The sequence below is a fragment of the Mycobacterium sp. 2YAF39 genome (assembly GCF_052114565.1).
Taxonomy (GTDB): domain Bacteria; phylum Actinomycetota; class Actinomycetes; order Mycobacteriales; family Mycobacteriaceae; genus Mycobacterium.
In genome coordinates this window covers 42,154-56,739 of the sequence record NZ_JBFREZ010000012.1, presented here as the reverse complement: position 1 = coordinate 56,739, position 14,586 = coordinate 42,154, and the positions used below count along the sequence as shown (strand labels likewise).

Below are 14,586 nucleotides of genomic sequence, written 5' to 3'. Positions count from 1 at the left end.
GTAGTGTCCGGTAGATGGCGTCCGAACGGCTGGATCAGGCCGGGGCGCCGAATCGCAGAGCCCGCGTCGCGGTCGCGGCGCTGTTTCTCAGCAATGGCGCGCTCTTCGCCAACCTGTTGCCCCGCTATCCCGAGATCAAGGCCGATCTGCACCTGTCGAACGCGGTTTACGGCGCGGCGATCGCGGCATTCTCCGCGGGCGCGTTGGTGGCCGGACTGGCCGCGGCGACGCTGATCCGGCGATACCGGTCGTCACGAGTGGCCGTCGTCGGCACCGTCGGGATCGGGGTCTTCGTCGTCGCCGCGGGCCTGGCGCCCTCGCCGGTGATCCTGGCGGCCGCGCTGTTCGTCGCAGGCGCGTCGGACTCGATCACCGACGTCGCGCAGAACGCGCACGGGCTCCGGCTGCAAAGACGCTACGGCCGGTCGATCATCAATTCCTTGCATGCCGTGTGGGCTGCGGGCGCCATCCTCGGCGGTTTGATGGGCGCGGCGGCGATTGCGCTGCACATTTCGCGCACAACACATTTGGTGTTCGCCGCGGTGGTGTTCTCCGTCGTCGTCGCGATCGCCTACCCGCACCTTCTCAAGGGGTCCGATCACGATGACGATCCGTCGACACGGGCAGGCGACGGATCGGGCGCCGGGTTGGTGGTGTACGCGACGCTGGCCGTACTTGTGGTCATCGCCGTGGCGGGCGCAACGGTCGAGGATGCCGGAAGTAGCTGGGCGACACTGTATCTGCGGGACAGTCTGGGGGCCCCGGGTGCGGTCGCGGTATTCGGCTACGTCGCTCTGGTCGGATTCATGTTCATCGGACGGTTGATCGGGGACCGGCTGGTCGACCGGTTCGGTGAACGCGCCGTGGCACGCGCCGGTGGACTGATCACCGCGGCGGGGATGGGGGCGGCCCTGGCTTTTCCGTCCACGGCGGGCACGATCGCCGGATTCGCGGCCGCCGGTTTCGGCGTGTCCACCCTGATTCCGGCCGCGATGCACCACGCGGATCAGCTGCCCGGTATGCGTCCCGGCAGTGGGCTGACGGTGTTGACATGGCTGATGCGGATCGGCTTCTTCGGCGCACCGTTGCTCGTCGGAGTGGTGGCCGATGCAACGAGCCTGCGGGTCGGACTGCTGTCGGTTCCGATCGCGGGGGTGGTGGTGATCGCACTCTCCGGCGTGCTCAGTGCGAGACGCCGACCATCTCGATCATGAGCACTCCGCCGACGATCAGCGCGATACCGGCGCCCATCATCCACGTCAACGGCTCGGCGAACAGGAAGCGGGCGATGACCGCCACCAACGCGACGCCACATGCCGACCACACGCCGTACGCGATGCCGACCGGCATGCCCAGTCCCAGCGACACCCACAGCAGATAGAACGACACCAGATAGCCGGCGATGATGGGCGCGATCCACGCCTTCTTGCGAAAACCGTCCGAAGCGCGCAGCGCCAACGTGGCGACCACCTCGACGAGGATTGCGCCCGCGAGCGCGAACCACATCACGAATCGGCCGTCTCGGCTCGGTGCGAGCCGAACTCGACGAGCAGCACCCCGGCGATGATCAGCCCGATGCCCGCGGCGATCGGCCAGGTGAAGGGATCACCGAACAGCACGGCGGCGAGCACCGCGGTGGCAGCCGTGCCCAGTGCGCCCCAGATTCCGTAGGCGACCCCGACGGGTACGCCGGCCCGCAGCACCATCGTCAGCAGGAAAAAGGAGACGACGTAGCCGGCGACGACCAGTACGAGCCACGCCGAATGGTCTTGCGACGCTCGCAGCGAGAGCGTCGCCGCGACCTCGGTGAAGATGGCCCCGGCAAGTAGCGCCCACTTTTGCACGTGGACAAACTAGCCGACCGCGCGCTCCACCATCGGCGTCAGTACCTCATGTGCGAAGCGCCGAAGTTCGCCATCGTCGCCGAAGTCAGGATCCGTCGGCGGTAGCGAGATATAGGTGAAGAACAGCCGGGCGAAGACGTCGGCGACCCAACGGACCTGCTGCGACGGCTGCCCGGGTGCGTCCCCGTGGATGTAGTTGGCGATGAACGCCGACCCCATCTTCAACAGCTCCGCCGAATCGATCGGGGCCGGCTCGACGTGGCCGGCGCGGCGCAGCATCGGGTTCTCGCGGGCGAATGTGACCGCCGCGATGAAGGCCTCGGCCACCCCTTCGTGCGGATCGTCGGTGGCGTCGATGGCATCGGCGACCGCGGCGAGGAATCGTTGGGTCTCCCGCCGGACCAGCGCTTCGACCAGATCGTCGCGCCGGGGATACCGGCGGTAGGCCGTCATCCGGGAGACGCCCGCGCGTCGTACCACATCTTCGACTGTAATCCGTTGCAGCCCAACGGCTGCCGCTTCCTGCAGCGCGGCGTCCAGGATGCGCTGGCTGGTCCGGTCGGCCGCTTCGTCGATGCTGCCGCCTGTCTTGCCCATGGACACAGCGCCGCCGACGATCTCGATCAGCTGGGCGTCGATCACTGCGCGGCGGCCTGGGGGAGCAGGGCACCCGCGGCCCGCTCGCGGGCGAGCTGGACATAGCGTGGCGTGCCGAACGCCCACCGCGTCTGCCGCGCATCGAACTGAAGCGCCGGCCCCATCAGGCGGCGGGTGAGCGCGGACGGTCGGTCGTAGCCGATGAGCTCGCGTGCCCACAGTGGCGCCCGGGACATGCCCGCATAGATGGCGAAGCGGTGCAGCCGGCGGTCCACCGGCGCCGGTAGGTCGGGGAAGAACGGTGATGTCATCAGGAAGTCGATGAACTCCCGCGTCTGCGCGTTCACGCTCAGCTTCGGCCGCATGGCCTCGACGTAGTCGTCGAGTTCGGCGGCCGTCGTCGGCACCCAGTCGGCGCCGCCCATCCTGCCGATCACCGCTTGCTCGGCCAGATAGCGGTCCTGTTCTTCCCGCGACAGCGGCCGTTTGGTCTGTTCGTACGTGCGCAGGATCATCCACGGGATGCAGGTGTGTACCCAGCCGATGAGCTCGGGATCCAGCGCCTGGTACGGCGTCCCGTCGGGGCAGGTGCCGTTGACGAACGAGTGCACGTGCTTGACGTGTTCGATGACGCGGTTGGCTGCTTCTGTGTTGCCGAACGTGGTGGTCAGCACATAGCCGAGGGTGGCGCGGGCGCGCTGGAAGGGATCCTCGCGATAGTTGGAGAGGTCCTGGACGCCTGCGACCACGGACGGATGCAGGATCTCCAGCACGATCGCGGGCAGTCCGGCTTGAGAGACGGAGGCCAGGTCGGCGTTGATCTCCCACGAGATGCTGTCCGGCCCCAGCAGGCCGGGATCACCAGGCGGTCCGCCGTAGACCGCCGGATCGTCGTGACGACCGGCGCCTTTCTCGAAGTCCTCGACGATGCGACGCCGAAGTTTTTCGGCGGCGCCTGCCCGTTGCGGTAGGAATGTGACACTCACGCCACCATGTATACCACCCTGCGGCGGCCACGCGTAGCCTGGTTTGGTTGTTTCCACTCGGCTGAAGGAGGCCCATCTGTGACGGCGGAGGCCAACACACGACGCGCCGCGGACGACCAGCCCGTCGTCGATACCGTCCACGGACCCGTCCGCGGTATCGACAACGGAACGATCAAGGCGTGGAAGGGGATCCGTTACGCCGCCGCGCCTGCCGCGGACCTGCGGTGGCGCGCACCCGTTGCGCCCCAGCAGTGGTCGGAACCGGCGGATGCCACGCGGGTGGGACCCGTCTGCCGTCAACCCACGGATCCGAGGATCCCGATCGACCTCGGTGCGCCGCAGGGTGACGACTGCCTCACGTTGAACGTCTGGGCGTCATCGGACACCGAGGCCGGCAACGCCAAACCGGTCATGGTGTGGCTGCACGGGGGCGCCTACATCCTCGGTTCGTCGGCGCAGACGCTGTATCACGGCGGGGTGCTGGCGGGCAGCGGCGACGTGGTGATCGTCACCGTCAACTACCGGTTGGGAGCATTGGGTTTCCTGGACCTCTCGTCGTTGGGCGACGGGTTCGAGACCAACCTCGGCCTGCGCGACGCACTGTTCGCGCTGCAGTGGGTGCGCGACAACATCGCAGGCTTCGGGGGCGACCCGGACCGCGTGACGCTGTTCGGCGAGTCCGCAGGCGCGGGCATGGTGACGACATTGATGGCCAGCCCGGCCGCCGCCGGACTGTTCTGCGCGGCGATCGCCCAGAGTTCCCCTGCCACATCGATTTACGACCGCGAACGCGGCCAACGCACCGCCGAGATGTTCCTCGACGCGCTCGACCTCCGACGCGCCGACGCCCAGCGGCTGACCAGCCTGCCGATCGAGGCGGTCCTGGCCGCCTCGAAGCGGGTCTTCGACGAGGTGCCCGTCCGCACGCCGGGAACACTGGCGTTCGCACCGATCATCGACGGCGACATCGTTCCCGCCCATCCGGTCCGGCTGGCCCGGGAGGGGCGCACCCATCCCGTCCCGCTGATCATCGGCACCAACAAGCACGAGGCCGCGCTGTTCCGCTGGATGAAGTCGCCGTTGATGCCGATCACCCCGAACGCGCTGCGGGCGATGTTCACCGAGATCGCCGCCGAGCAGCCGGCCCTGCAGCTGCCGAGCGAAGTGCAGATCCGGACCGCGTATCGCGGACGCCCCAAGACGATCGGCATGGGTGTGGCCCGCGACATCGGCTTCCGGATGCCGTCGATCTGGTTCGCCGAGGGCCATCGCGATGTCGCGCCGGTCTACCTCTACCGCTTCGACTTCGCGACCCCCATGTTGCGCATGCTGCGCCTCGGCGCCGCCCATGCCACGGAGTTGCCGTACGTGTGGGGCAACCTCGTCGCCGGACCCAAGGATCCGACGTTCAAGCTGGGCGGGCTGAAGGCGGGTAAGGCCGTTTCGGCGCGGTTGCGCGCACGCTGGCTGAACTTCGCGGTGGACGCCGCTCCGTCGGCTCTGGCGGGCGATCCGAAGTGGCGGCCATACCGCAAGGAGGACCGCGCGACGCTCGTGATCGGCGCGGCAGACCAGGTCGTGGACGATCTGGACCGTGATCTGCGGTTGGCCTGGGGCGATGAGGTGCTCAGCTTCCGCTAGGTCGTAAGATTTGCCGCGGAGGTGTCACTGTGGACTGGACACGTGTTTTCGCGGACGTGCTACCGCCGCTGATGCACGACCCGGTGACGTTCGCCATTCCGTTCTTCCTGATCCTGCTGATCATCGAGTGGGTCAGCGCGGGCAAGCTGATGCACGATGAGGCGGAGCGGGCGCCGGCCGGTTCCTACCTGAGGCCCGACGCGTGGGCGAGCATCAAGATGGGCCTGGTCTCGATCGCGACGAGCGGTGTCCTCAACGCGGTCGCGCTGCTGGCGTACGCCGCGCTCTACGTGTACGTCGCGCCGTGGCATCTGCCTGCCACCGCCTGGTACACGTGGGTGATCGCCATCGTCGGTGTCGACGTCCTCTACTACTTCTATCACCGGATCGCGCACCGGGTCCGGTTGATCTGGGCGACTCATCAGGCGCATCACTCCAGCCAGTACTTCAACTTCGCGACGGCGCTGCGCCAGAAGTGGAACATCAGCGGCGACGTGTTCCTGCGGGCGCTGCTGCCGTTGATGGGCGTGCCGCCGTGGATGGTGTTCGCCAGCTTCTCCATCAACCTCGTCTATCAGTTCTGGATCCACACCGAGCGCATCGGAAAACTGTGGCGACCAATCGAATTCATCTTCAACACCCCCTCGCACCACCGTGTTCATCACGGTATGGACCAGCAGTACCTCGACAAGAACTACGGCGGCATCTTCATCGTGTGGGACCGGCTGTTCGGCAGCTTCATGGCCGAGAACGTCCGCCCGAACTACGGGCTGACCAAGCAGGTCGACACGTACAACATCTGGACGTTGCAGACCCACGAGTACGTGTCGATCTTCCGCGACGTCCGGCGCGCACCGCGGTGGCGGGACAAGCTGGGCTACGCGTTCGGTCCGCCCGGTTGGGTGCCCGCGCGACCGCTGGTCGGCGACGACGCCACCAAAGTGCGCGTCTAGAGCCGAGCGAATGAACCTTCGGTGAAGACCGTCTTCGACGCCCCCGTCGACCCAAAGTTGATCGAACGCTCGCTCGCGGCAAGCGCTTTCGGCTCGATGTGGCTGGACATCGCCAGACCCGACTACCCTCCGCTGACCGCACCGCTGACCTGCGACCTACTGGTCGTCGGTGGCGGCTACACCGGACTGTGGACGGCCCTGCACGCCGCCGAGCGCAACCCCGGTCGTCGAATCGTCCTGATCGAGGCGAACCGGATCGGGTGGGCGGCATCGGGACGAAACGGCGGCTTCGTCGACGCCAGCCTCACCCATGGGGCCGAGAACGGAAAGTCGCGCTGGCCCAACGAGTTCGACACGCTCGATGAGATGGGTGTGCAGAACCTCGACGGCATGCAGAACGACATCGAACGCCTCGGGCTCGACGCGGAGTGGCAGCGTACCGGGATGCTCTCGGTCGCCACCGAACCGCATCAGGTCGACTGGTTGCGCCAGGCCGCGGACTCCGGCGAAGGACGCTTTCTCGACACGCAACAGGTGCGCGCGGAGGCGAACTCGCCCACGTACCTGGCGGGCCTGTTCAACCCGGACACGTGCGCCATCGTCCATCCCGCCAAGCTCGCCCTCGAACTCGCGCGTGCCTGCGCGCAAGCGGGCGTGCAGATTTACGAACACACCAACGCCACCGGGCTGGACACGGCAGGGGCCGAGGTGCGCGTGGATACGGCGACGGCCTCCATCACGGCGCGCCAGGCGGTGCTGGCGACGAACGTCTACCCGAGCCTGCTTCGTCGCAACCGACTGCGCATCGTGCCGGTGTACGACTATGTCCTGGCCACCGAGCAGCTCACCGACGCCCAGCTCGAGCGCATCGGGTGGCAGCACCGGCAGGGAATCGGGGACTGCGCCAACCAGTTTCACTACTACCGCCTGACGATGGACAACCGCATCGTGTGGGGCGGGTATGACGCGGTCTACCACTTCGGCCGTAAGGTCGACCCCGCGTACGAGGACCGGCCTGCCACGTATCGCCGCCTCGCGGCGCACTTCTTCGTCACTTTTCCTCAACTCGACGACGTCCGGTTCTCGCACCGCTGGGCGGGGCCCATCGACACCAACACGCGATTCTGTGCGCACTGGGGTCTGGCGGTCGACGACCGGGTCGCGTATGTCAACGGGTTCACCGGCCTCGGGGTGGGGGCGACCAGGTTCGCCGCCGACGTCTGCCTGGACCTTCTCGAGGGCAGACCCACACCTCGCACCGAGTTGGAGATGGTGCGCCGACGCCCGCTGCCGTTCCCGCCCGAGCCTCTCGCCAGCATCGGCATCCAGGCGACGCGATGGTCACTCGATCGTGCCGACCATTCGGCGGGGCGGCGCAATATCTTCCTGCGCACCCTCGACGCGCTGGGTCTCGGCTTCGATTCCTGACAAGCCGACGCGCCGTCCGTTGCAATTTTGTAACGTCGCCGTGATGCGCGCCGATGGGCTACACGAGGGACAACTGTCGTGTAGTTGCTCCTGGTCGGGCGTGGTTATCGGTTCTCTCACTCGACCTGTGGGCCTCGCTATCCGCCGGTAGTCTTTACCCACTTGAGACCCGGGAGGCGACAGTGCGCCGACATTGGTTACGCGTATTCGCGACTGCGGCGGCGCCGCTCGTCGCGCTCGCTCTCCCGGGTACGCCGGTCCAGGCCGACCCCGGCGTCGCGGTGTTTCCCGGCATGCAGATCATCCAGGGGACCAACGCCTGCACGGTGGGATTCGTCGACCCGGGGGCGCGGGTCGCCTACTCCGCCGGCCACTGCCGCGGCGACGGCGCGGTGCTCGACCAGGGCCGCAGAATGGTCGGCCGCCTGGCGTCGTTCCGGGACAACACCCCCAACGGCGCGACCATCGACACCAATCATCAGATCACCGATTGGGAGGTGATCACCCTGGCCCCCGACGTCGCGGTCAACAACATCCTGCCCCGCGGTCTTTCGCTGGTATCCGATCCCAGCGTGGTGCCCGCGACCGGTCTTCCCGTGTGCCATTTCGGTGTGGTCACCGGCGAGAGCTGCGGAAACATCCAGGCCGTGTACAACGGCTGGTTCACGATGGGCAACGGCGTGGTGAGTCAGAAGGGCGACTCCGGTGGGCCGGTCTACTTCGTCGCCCCCGACGGCAGGGCCGTGATCGTCGGAATGTTCAACAGCACCTGGGGGCAGTTCCCCGCCGCGGTTTCGTGGCTGAACATCAGCCAGCAGTCACAACAGGACGTCATCTCCGCGGCGTCGGCCGATATCGGCACGATGAACGCGCCGACGCCCTAGCGCTGCAGTTCGAACACCGGGATTGACGCAGAGGCAGCGCTGAGTTCAGCGTCCGATGACTCGGGTGTGAGGCCGCCGACATGTCCCTTGACCTCCCAGAACCAACGGTCCAGATAGCGCTGCAGCAGCTCCGGCTTCTCGACGTCGGCCACCTCACTGATACGCACCTCGCTGCTACGCCACCGCGGACCCATCTCGATCGAGCCTGCCGCCCGCGCGTTGCGGACCCACTGAGTGTTGCCGCGGGGTGACACCAGGTACTCGCGGCCGTCGACGGTCAACAGATTGACCACGACGCCGCGCCGCTTTCCGCTCTTTCGGCCCCGTACGCGAATCGCCACGGTGCCCGCGATGCTGATGCCCGCCTCGGCGAGCAGGCGGAACAGCTCGTTGAAGGTTCGGGCGGCGGGGGTGGGCTGGTCATAGTGCACGGTCATCACGTCCTCCTGGTTTTGAGAGCGGTGCTCTCATTTGAGAGTGCCACGCGGCCTCCGGGAAATCAAGAGCAGTGATCTCGTTTCGTGCGACACTGGGCGATATGGGCAAGCGGCAGGACACTCGCGACAGAATCGAGCGCCGGATCGTCGAGCTCGGTCGGCGTCACCTGGTCACCGAGGGCGCGGCCGGGCTGTCGCTGCGCGCGATCGCCCGTGACCTCGGCATGGTGTCGTCGGCCGTCTACCGGTATGTGGCCAGCCGGGACGAGCTGCTGACCTTGCTGCTCATCGACGCCTATTCGGAGCTGGCCGATGCCGTCGACGAGGCGCGCAAGGCGCGCAACGCGCGTGCGTCCGGGGTGTCATGGCGCGATCGCATGCGCGCCATGGCGCTGGCGGCCCGGGTTTGGGCGGTCGATCATCCCGCGAGTTGGGCGCTGCTCTACGGCAGCCCGGTGCCGGGTTACCGCGCGCCTGCAGAGCGAACCGTCGGCCCGGGCACCCGGGTGGTGGGTGCGCTGTTCGACGCCGTGGCCGACGGGATGGCGGCCGGGGAGATATCGACAACCGAAGTTGCTGTGACACAACCGTTGTCGTCGGATTTCGACGGATTGCGAGAGGAGTTCGGCTTCCCGGGCGACGACTCCGCGGTCGCCAAGTGCTTTCTGCTGTGGGCGGGCCTGATCGGAGCGATCAGCCTGGAGGTGTTCGGCCAGTACGGGGCGGACACCCTCACCGACCCCGCCGCGGCCTTCGAGCTCCAGGTGAACCTGCTGATCGAGATGTTGACCAAATAATTCAACCTTGACTTATATAAGTCAGTACTTTAATTTAGGTATGTGCACGCGTTCGACGTATTGGGAGATCCGGTGCGACGGCGCATTCTCGAACTGCTCGCCGGGGGCGAGCTGTCGGCCGGTGCCATCGGAGCGCAGATCAAGGACGAGTTCGCGATAAGCCAGCCGGCGGTGTCTCAACACCTGAAGGTGCTGCGAGACAACGGCTTCACCTCGGTACGCCCGGACGGCCAGCGCAGGCTCTACGCGGTCAACGGCACCGCGTTGCGCGATGTCGACGAGTGGCTTGAGGGTTTCCGCCGCTTCTGGTCGCCGCGGCTGGATGCGCTGGCGACCGAGATCGCACGGGGTAAACGACACCGCAGAAACCAAGGAAGGCAGCATGACTGAGGTCGATGTCGAGCATCAGATCAAAGCCGTCGAGCGCAAGGTGGGAACGCGCCTCATCGACGCCAAGGAGGCGCATGTCGTCACCATCAGCCAGTCCTATGACACCGACCAGGAAGACCTCTGGGACGCCGTCACCAGCATCGAGCGCATTCCCCGGTGGTTGATGCCGATTACCGGTGACCTGAGGGTCGGCGGCTCCTACCAGCTGGAAGGACAGGCCGGGGGAACCGTCCTGACGTGCGATCCGCCGAAGGGCTTCACTGCCACATGGGAATTCGGCGGCGGCGTCAGCTGGATCGATGTCAGCGTCATCGCCGACGGCCCCGACCGGGCGCGTTTGGTCATCGAGCACATCGCCCACGTCGACGACCACTGGGACCAGTTCGGACCGGGCGCGGTCGGAATGGGGTGGGATTCGATGGTGCTCGGGCTTGCGATCCACCTGAACACCGGCGAGGCCGTCGACCCGTCGTTCGGTCAGCAGTGGATCGTCACCGAAGACGGCCGCCGCTTCCTCGCGCTGTCGGGTGCGGCGTGGTGCACCGCCAATGTCGCGTCCGGAACGGACCCCGCGGCGGCGAGCGGGATGGCCGAGCGATGCCTGAAGGCCTACCTCGGCGAGGAATGAAACTAGAACACGTTCTAGCCATCCGAAGCGGCCGGGGATATCCTCGACGCGATGCATGCCCAGACACCTGTCCAGATTGCGTGGGTGACGCGGGACCTCGACGCCACCGAGAAGGCGCTGACCACACTGTTGGGCGCCAAGAAGTGGGTGCGGATACCCGACGTCCACTTCGCGCCCGACACGTGCACCTACCGTGGCCGGCCCGCCGACTTCACCGCGCACATCTCCTTCAGCTACGCGGGTGACACCCAGCTGGAATTGATCGCCCCGGTCAGCGGTGGCGAGAGCGTGTACTCGGAATTCCTCGACACGGTCGGGCCGGGACTGCACCACGTCTGTATCGAGGCACCGGACTCCGCGGCGTTCGACACCGCTCTGCGTGAGGCGGAAGGCAACGGCACACCCGTCGTGCAGCAGGGGGTCATGCCCGGCGGTATGCATTTTGCCTACCTGTCGGCCGCCGACGCCGGTGTGCCCTACATCGAGGTTGCGGTGATCCCCGACGAAATCAAGTCCTTCTTCGACTACGTGAAACAGGAGCAACAGTGAGCGGTCTCGACATTCCGGACACCGTCAACGCGGCCGATGTTCAGTCCTGGTCCGACGAGGTCGACGTCCTGGTGATCGGCTTCGGTATCGCGGGCGGCTGTGCGGCAGTGAGCGCGGCGACGGCCGGAGCCAACGTCATGGTGCTGGAGAAGGCGGCTGCGGCGGGCGGCACCAGCGCGATGGCGGGTGGCCACTTCTATCTCGGCGGCGGCACCGCGGTGCAGCAGGCCACCGATCATGAGGACAGCGCCGACGAGATGTACAAGTACCTTGTCGCGGTGTCGGCGGACCCCGACCTCGACAAGATTCGGCTCTACTGCGATGAAAGCGTGGAGCACTTCGATTGGCTTGAGGCGCTTGGCTTTCAGTTCGAACGCAGCTTCTGGAAGGGCAAGGTGGTGGTCCCGCCCGGCACGGAGGGGCTGTCCTACACCGGCAACGAGAAGGTGTGGCCGTATTGCGAGCAGGCCAAGCCCGCGCCGCGCGGTCATTCGGTGCCGGTGCCAGGGGAGCTGGGCGGCGCGTCCATGGTCATCGACCTGCTGGTGAAGCGTGCCACCGATCAGGGCGTGCAGGTCCGGTACGAGACCGGGGTGACCAATCTCGTTGTCGACGGCGACGGCCAGGACAGGAAAGTGGTCGGAGTCCAGTGGAAGCACTTCACCGAGAGCGGTGCGATCAAGGCCAAGTCGGTCGTCATCGCCGCGGGGGGCTTCGCGATGAACGCGGGAATGGTCGCCGAGCACACGCCTGCCTTGGCCCAGAAGCGGAAAACCAAACACCACGGTGAGGTCGAGCCCTACATTCTGGGCAACCCACACGACGACGGGCTCGGCATCGGTCTCGGGGTATCGGCGGGGGGCGTGGCGCAGAACCTCGACGGGCTGTTCATCACCGCGGCCGCCTATCCGCCCGAGATTCTGTTGACGGGCGTCATCGTCAACAACCAGGGACAGCGGTTCGTCACAGAGGACTCCTACCATTCGCGTACCTCGGCTTACGTGTTGGAGCAGCCAGATCAGCAGGCCTACCTCATCGTTGACGAGGCGCATATGCAGATGCCCGAAATGCCGCTGATCAAGTTCATCGACGGCTTCGAGACGGTCGCGGAAATGGAAGCGGCCCTTGGCATTCCCGCGGGCAAGCTTGCCGCCACCCTCGACCGGTACAACGAGAACGCCGCCCGCGGCGAGGACCCCGACTTCCACAAGCAACCGGAATACGTTGCTGCACAGGACAACGGCCCGTGGGCGGCATTCGACCTGTCACTGGGCGTCGCGATGTACTCGGGATTCACCATGGGCGGCCTCGACGTCTCCATCGACGGGCAGGTGCTGCGCGAGGACGGCGGCGCCATCGAAGGCCTCTACGCCGCGGGCGCGTGCGCGTCGAACATCGCACAGGACGGCAAGGGCTACGCCAGCGGCACGCAGCTGGGCGAGGGCTCGTTCTTCGGCAGACGCGCGGGTAGCCGCGCCGCGCAGGCCTAGACCGGCACGGGTTGTTCGCCCACCCGGCCGAACCGCCATTCGCCGTCGCCGAGCAGCTCGAGTTCGTGGGTGTGGTGCTGCTCGACGGCCTTGCGATGGCTGACGCTGACCAGGATGGTGTTGGGCAGCTCGGTCCGAATGAGGTTGTACACCAGGAATTCCAGACCTTCGTCGAGCGCCGAGGTGGCCTCGTCGAGGAACACGGCCTTCGGCTCGGTCAACAGGATGCGGGCGAACGCGATTCGCTGCTGCTCGCCCGGGGAGAGAACCTTCGCCCAGTCCTGGACTTCGTCGAGACGGTCGACCAGATGGGGCAGCGCCACCTTCTCCAGCGTGCGCTTCAGCGTCGCGTCGTCGATGTCGCCTTCGGTGTTCGGATAGCTGACGACGGCGCGCAGATTCCCGAGGGGAACGTAGGGCATCTGGGACAGGAACATCGTCTCGTTCGGTCCGCACGGCCTGGTCAACGTTCCCGTGGTGAACGGCCACAACTCCGCGAGGCTGCGCAGCAGCGTGGTCTTACCCGCACCCGATTCCCCTGTCACGACCATCGTGTCGCCGACTTCGAGACGCAGGTCGAGCGGGTTGACGAGTTGTTTCCCGTCGGGCGTTCGAACCTCGATGCCCGCCAGTTCCACCGTGCCGTCCTTGCAGGGCGTCGTCGTGATCTCGGGTAGCGCTCTGCCCTCTTCGTTCGCGGTGAGCAGGCCGTCGAGGCGGATGATGGACGCGCGATATCCGGCGAACGAGTCGTACGCGTTGCGGAAGAAGGACAGTCCGTCTTCGATGCTGCCGAACGCCGCGGCCGACTGACTCATGGCGCCAAGGGTGATCTCGCCGTTGAAGAACCGCGGAAACTGGAACAGGTACGGCGGCACGACGATGATCTGACTCATCGAAAGGTTCCAGCCGTAGAAGCCCATCATCCTGTTGATCCACCGCTTGTAGTTGTCGACGATGGGTGCGAAGAGCTTGCGCAACCCCGTGCGCTCGGCGATCTCGCCGCGGTAGAACGCGACGGCCTCCGACGCATCCCGCAGCCGCACCAGCGCATAGCGGAACGCAGCGTTGAACTTCTCGTTCCGGAACGACAGCCAGATGATCGGCCGGCCGACCCAGAACGCGATGACCGACGCAAACAGCACGTAGGTCAACAGGATCCAGAACATGGCCTTGGGGAGCGCATAGTCGACGAACGGAAGCGTGAGCGTGCCTGACAGGCTCCACAGAATCGCGGTGAACGAAATCATCGAGGCGATGGCGTTGACGGAGCCGAACAGCAGCGTCGCGGTGGACGTGTTCGCAGGGGTATTGGGGAGTCCGCCGACGCCCGCGGTGAAGATGTCGATGTCGTACTGGATGCGCTGATCGGGGTTGTCGATCGTGTCGTCGATGAAACGGCCGCGGTAGTAGGCCTTTCCTTCCAGCCAGTCGCCCGTCATCCGATCGGTGAGCCAAGCGCGCCAGGCCAGCATGAACCGCTGCGTGATGAACAGGTCGAGCATGATCCGTCCGACGTGCATGCAGGCCAGCACCGAGAAGACGATCATCGACAGGTAGAAGCCGTCGCGACCGGAATTCCGCACGGCGTCGTCGCCTCCGGCAAGTCCCGATGCCACGACCTGGAAGCTGGTCATCATGTCGTTGCCCTGGAACGTGAAGAGCACCGAAAGCCGAACGCCGAACACCACCGACAGCAGGATCGCGGCGAGCCACAGCCACACCCTGACGCTTTCCGGGCCTTTGAAGTAGTCGCCGGTGATACGCCAGAACTGCCTGCCCCACACCGTGTACTTGGCGATCAGCACACAGATCACCAGCGTCGCGACCGCAGCGATCAACCATGCCTGGCCGATCCACTTCAGCGATGTGAGGAGCTCATGCCCCCAGTCCAACGTCGGGGTGAACATTGCCTCTTCCACTGTGGCAACCTACCGCGCCCGCCTGTTACGAGCGTGCCAG

At 66.3% G+C, this 14,586-nt stretch carries 16 protein-coding genes; 10 read left to right on the top strand and 6 right to left on the bottom strand.

The genetic code is table 11. The features are described 5' to 3' along the window. The first annotated feature begins 14 nt into the window (after positions 1-14). Positions 15-1,214, top strand: a complete 1,200-nt coding sequence (locus AB4Z42_RS25805) for an MFS transporter (RefSeq protein ID WP_442012083.1) — start codon at positions 15-17, stop codon at positions 1,212-1,214. Here AB4Z42_RS25805 and AB4Z42_RS25800 read toward each other — a convergent pair. From AB4Z42_RS25800 to AB4Z42_RS25785, 4 genes are read right to left on the bottom strand one after another with little or no spacing between them, the layout of a single operon-like run. Further along, positions 1,183-1,506 carry a DMT family transporter gene (locus AB4Z42_RS25800; protein ID WP_442012082.1) on the bottom strand — a complete coding sequence of 108 codons (324 nt, stop codon included), beginning with the start codon at positions 1,504-1,506 and terminating at the stop codon, positions 1,183-1,185. The genes AB4Z42_RS25805 and AB4Z42_RS25800 overlap by 32 nt on opposite strands. Next, complete coding sequence (locus AB4Z42_RS25795; protein ID WP_442012081.1) at positions 1,506-1,844, bottom strand: DMT family transporter; 339 nt, start codon at positions 1,842-1,844, stop codon at positions 1,506-1,508. The genes AB4Z42_RS25800 and AB4Z42_RS25795 overlap by 1 nt, the downstream gene beginning before the upstream one ends. A 9-nt stretch (positions 1,845-1,853) precedes the next feature. Further along, positions 1,854-2,486 (bottom strand): TetR family transcriptional regulator, encoded by a 633-nt coding sequence (locus tag AB4Z42_RS25790; protein ID WP_442012080.1) that lies wholly within the window; start codon positions 2,484-2,486, stop codon positions 1,854-1,856. Continuing rightward, positions 2,483-3,427: an oxygenase MpaB family protein gene (locus AB4Z42_RS25785; RefSeq protein WP_442012079.1), complete on the bottom strand. Its 945-nt coding sequence runs from the start codon at positions 3,425-3,427 to the stop codon at positions 2,483-2,485. Before AB4Z42_RS25785 ends, AB4Z42_RS25790 begins: the two co-directional genes overlap by 4 nt. 78 nt (positions 3,428-3,505) lie before the next feature. Between AB4Z42_RS25785 and AB4Z42_RS25780 the strand changes: the two genes are divergently transcribed. The 4 genes from AB4Z42_RS25780 to AB4Z42_RS25765 all read left to right on the top strand — a co-directional run bounded on the left by AB4Z42_RS25780 (position 3,506) and on the right by AB4Z42_RS25765 (position 8,333). Then, positions 3,506-5,068: a carboxylesterase/lipase family protein gene (locus tag AB4Z42_RS25780; protein WP_442012078.1), complete on the top strand. Its 1,563-nt coding sequence runs from the start codon at positions 3,506-3,508 to the stop codon at positions 5,066-5,068. A gap of 71 nt (positions 5,069-5,139) precedes the next feature. Continuing rightward, a complete protein-coding gene (locus AB4Z42_RS25775) occupies positions 5,140-6,021 on the top strand; it encodes a sterol desaturase family protein (RefSeq protein WP_442012156.1) in 882 nt (293 codons plus the stop codon). Positions 6,022-6,042: 21 nt separating this feature from the next. Further along, positions 6,043-7,449 (top strand): NAD(P)/FAD-dependent oxidoreductase, encoded by a 1,407-nt coding sequence (locus AB4Z42_RS25770; protein ID WP_442012077.1) that lies wholly within the window; start codon positions 6,043-6,045, stop codon positions 7,447-7,449. A gap of 182 nt (positions 7,450-7,631) precedes the next feature. Further along, positions 7,632-8,333 carry an Rv1815 family serine proteinase gene (locus AB4Z42_RS25765; protein ID WP_442012076.1) on the top strand — a complete coding sequence of 234 codons (702 nt, stop codon included), beginning with the start codon at positions 7,632-7,634 and terminating at the stop codon, positions 8,331-8,333. On the opposite strand, the gene AB4Z42_RS25760 is transcribed toward AB4Z42_RS25765, so the two are convergent. Beyond that, positions 8,330-8,770, bottom strand: coding sequence for a nitroreductase/quinone reductase family protein (locus AB4Z42_RS25760; protein ID WP_442012075.1), 441 nt, complete (start codon positions 8,768-8,770; stop codon positions 8,330-8,332). The genes AB4Z42_RS25765 and AB4Z42_RS25760 overlap by 4 nt on opposite strands. 101 nt (positions 8,771-8,871) lie before the next feature. On the opposite strand from AB4Z42_RS25760, the gene AB4Z42_RS25755 reads away from it, so the two are divergent. The 5 genes from AB4Z42_RS25755 to AB4Z42_RS25735 are packed head-to-tail and all read left to right on the top strand — an operon-like array spanning position 8,872 to position 12,624. After that, positions 8,872-9,567, top strand: coding sequence for a TetR/AcrR family transcriptional regulator (locus tag AB4Z42_RS25755; protein WP_442012074.1), 696 nt, complete (start codon positions 8,872-8,874; stop codon positions 9,565-9,567). Positions 9,568-9,609: 42 nt separating this feature from the next. Beyond that, complete coding sequence (locus AB4Z42_RS25750) at positions 9,610-9,957, top strand: ArsR/SmtB family transcription factor (protein WP_442012073.1); 348 nt, start codon at positions 9,610-9,612, stop codon at positions 9,955-9,957. Further along, on the top strand, positions 9,950-10,585 hold the full coding sequence (locus AB4Z42_RS25745; RefSeq protein WP_442012072.1) for an SRPBCC family protein: 636 nt from the start codon (positions 9,950-9,952) through the stop codon (positions 10,583-10,585). The genes AB4Z42_RS25750 and AB4Z42_RS25745 overlap by 8 nt, the downstream gene beginning before the upstream one ends. 51 nt (positions 10,586-10,636) lie before the next feature. Continuing rightward, positions 10,637-11,134: a VOC family protein gene (locus tag AB4Z42_RS25740; RefSeq protein WP_442012071.1), complete on the top strand. Its 498-nt coding sequence runs from the start codon at positions 10,637-10,639 to the stop codon at positions 11,132-11,134. After that, positions 11,131-12,624, top strand: coding sequence for an FAD-binding protein (locus AB4Z42_RS25735; RefSeq protein ID WP_442012070.1), 1,494 nt, complete (start codon positions 11,131-11,133; stop codon positions 12,622-12,624). Before AB4Z42_RS25740 ends, AB4Z42_RS25735 begins: the two co-directional genes overlap by 4 nt. Here AB4Z42_RS25735 and AB4Z42_RS25730 read toward each other — a convergent pair. Next, the gene (locus AB4Z42_RS25730; RefSeq protein ID WP_442012155.1) at positions 12,621-14,534 is read right to left on the bottom strand and encodes an ABC transporter ATP-binding protein/permease; all 1,914 of its coding nucleotides are present in this window, start codon (positions 14,532-14,534) and stop codon (positions 12,621-12,623) included. The genes AB4Z42_RS25735 and AB4Z42_RS25730 overlap by 4 nt on opposite strands. Positions 14,535-14,586 lie beyond the last annotated feature (52 nt).

Excerpts from the sequence above, each read along its gene's own strand:
- AB4Z42_RS25805 (WP_442012083.1), top strand. The coding sequence starts at position 15 with ATGGCGTCCGAACGGCTGGATCAGGCCGGGGCGCCGAATCGCAGAGCC.
- AB4Z42_RS25800 (WP_442012082.1), bottom strand. The coding sequence starts at position 1,506 with ATGTGGTTCGCGCTCGCGGGCGCAATCCTCGTCGAGGTGGTCGCCACG.
- AB4Z42_RS25775 (WP_442012156.1), top strand. The coding sequence starts at position 5,140 with ATGCACGACCCGGTGACGTTCGCCATTCCGTTCTTCCTGATCCTGCTG.
- AB4Z42_RS25760 (WP_442012075.1), bottom strand. The coding sequence starts at position 8,770 with ATGACCGTGCACTATGACCAGCCCACCCCCGCCGCCCGAACCTTCAAC.
- AB4Z42_RS25755 (WP_442012074.1), top strand. The coding sequence starts at position 8,872 with ATGGGCAAGCGGCAGGACACTCGCGACAGAATCGAGCGCCGGATCGTC.
- AB4Z42_RS25745 (WP_442012072.1), top strand. The coding sequence starts at position 9,950 with ATGACTGAGGTCGATGTCGAGCATCAGATCAAAGCCGTCGAGCGCAAG.
- AB4Z42_RS25740 (WP_442012071.1), top strand. The coding sequence starts at position 10,637 with ATGCATGCCCAGACACCTGTCCAGATTGCGTGGGTGACGCGGGACCTC.
- AB4Z42_RS25730 (WP_442012155.1), bottom strand. The coding sequence starts at position 14,534 with ATGTTCACCCCGACGTTGGACTGGGGGCATGAGCTCCTCACATCGCTG.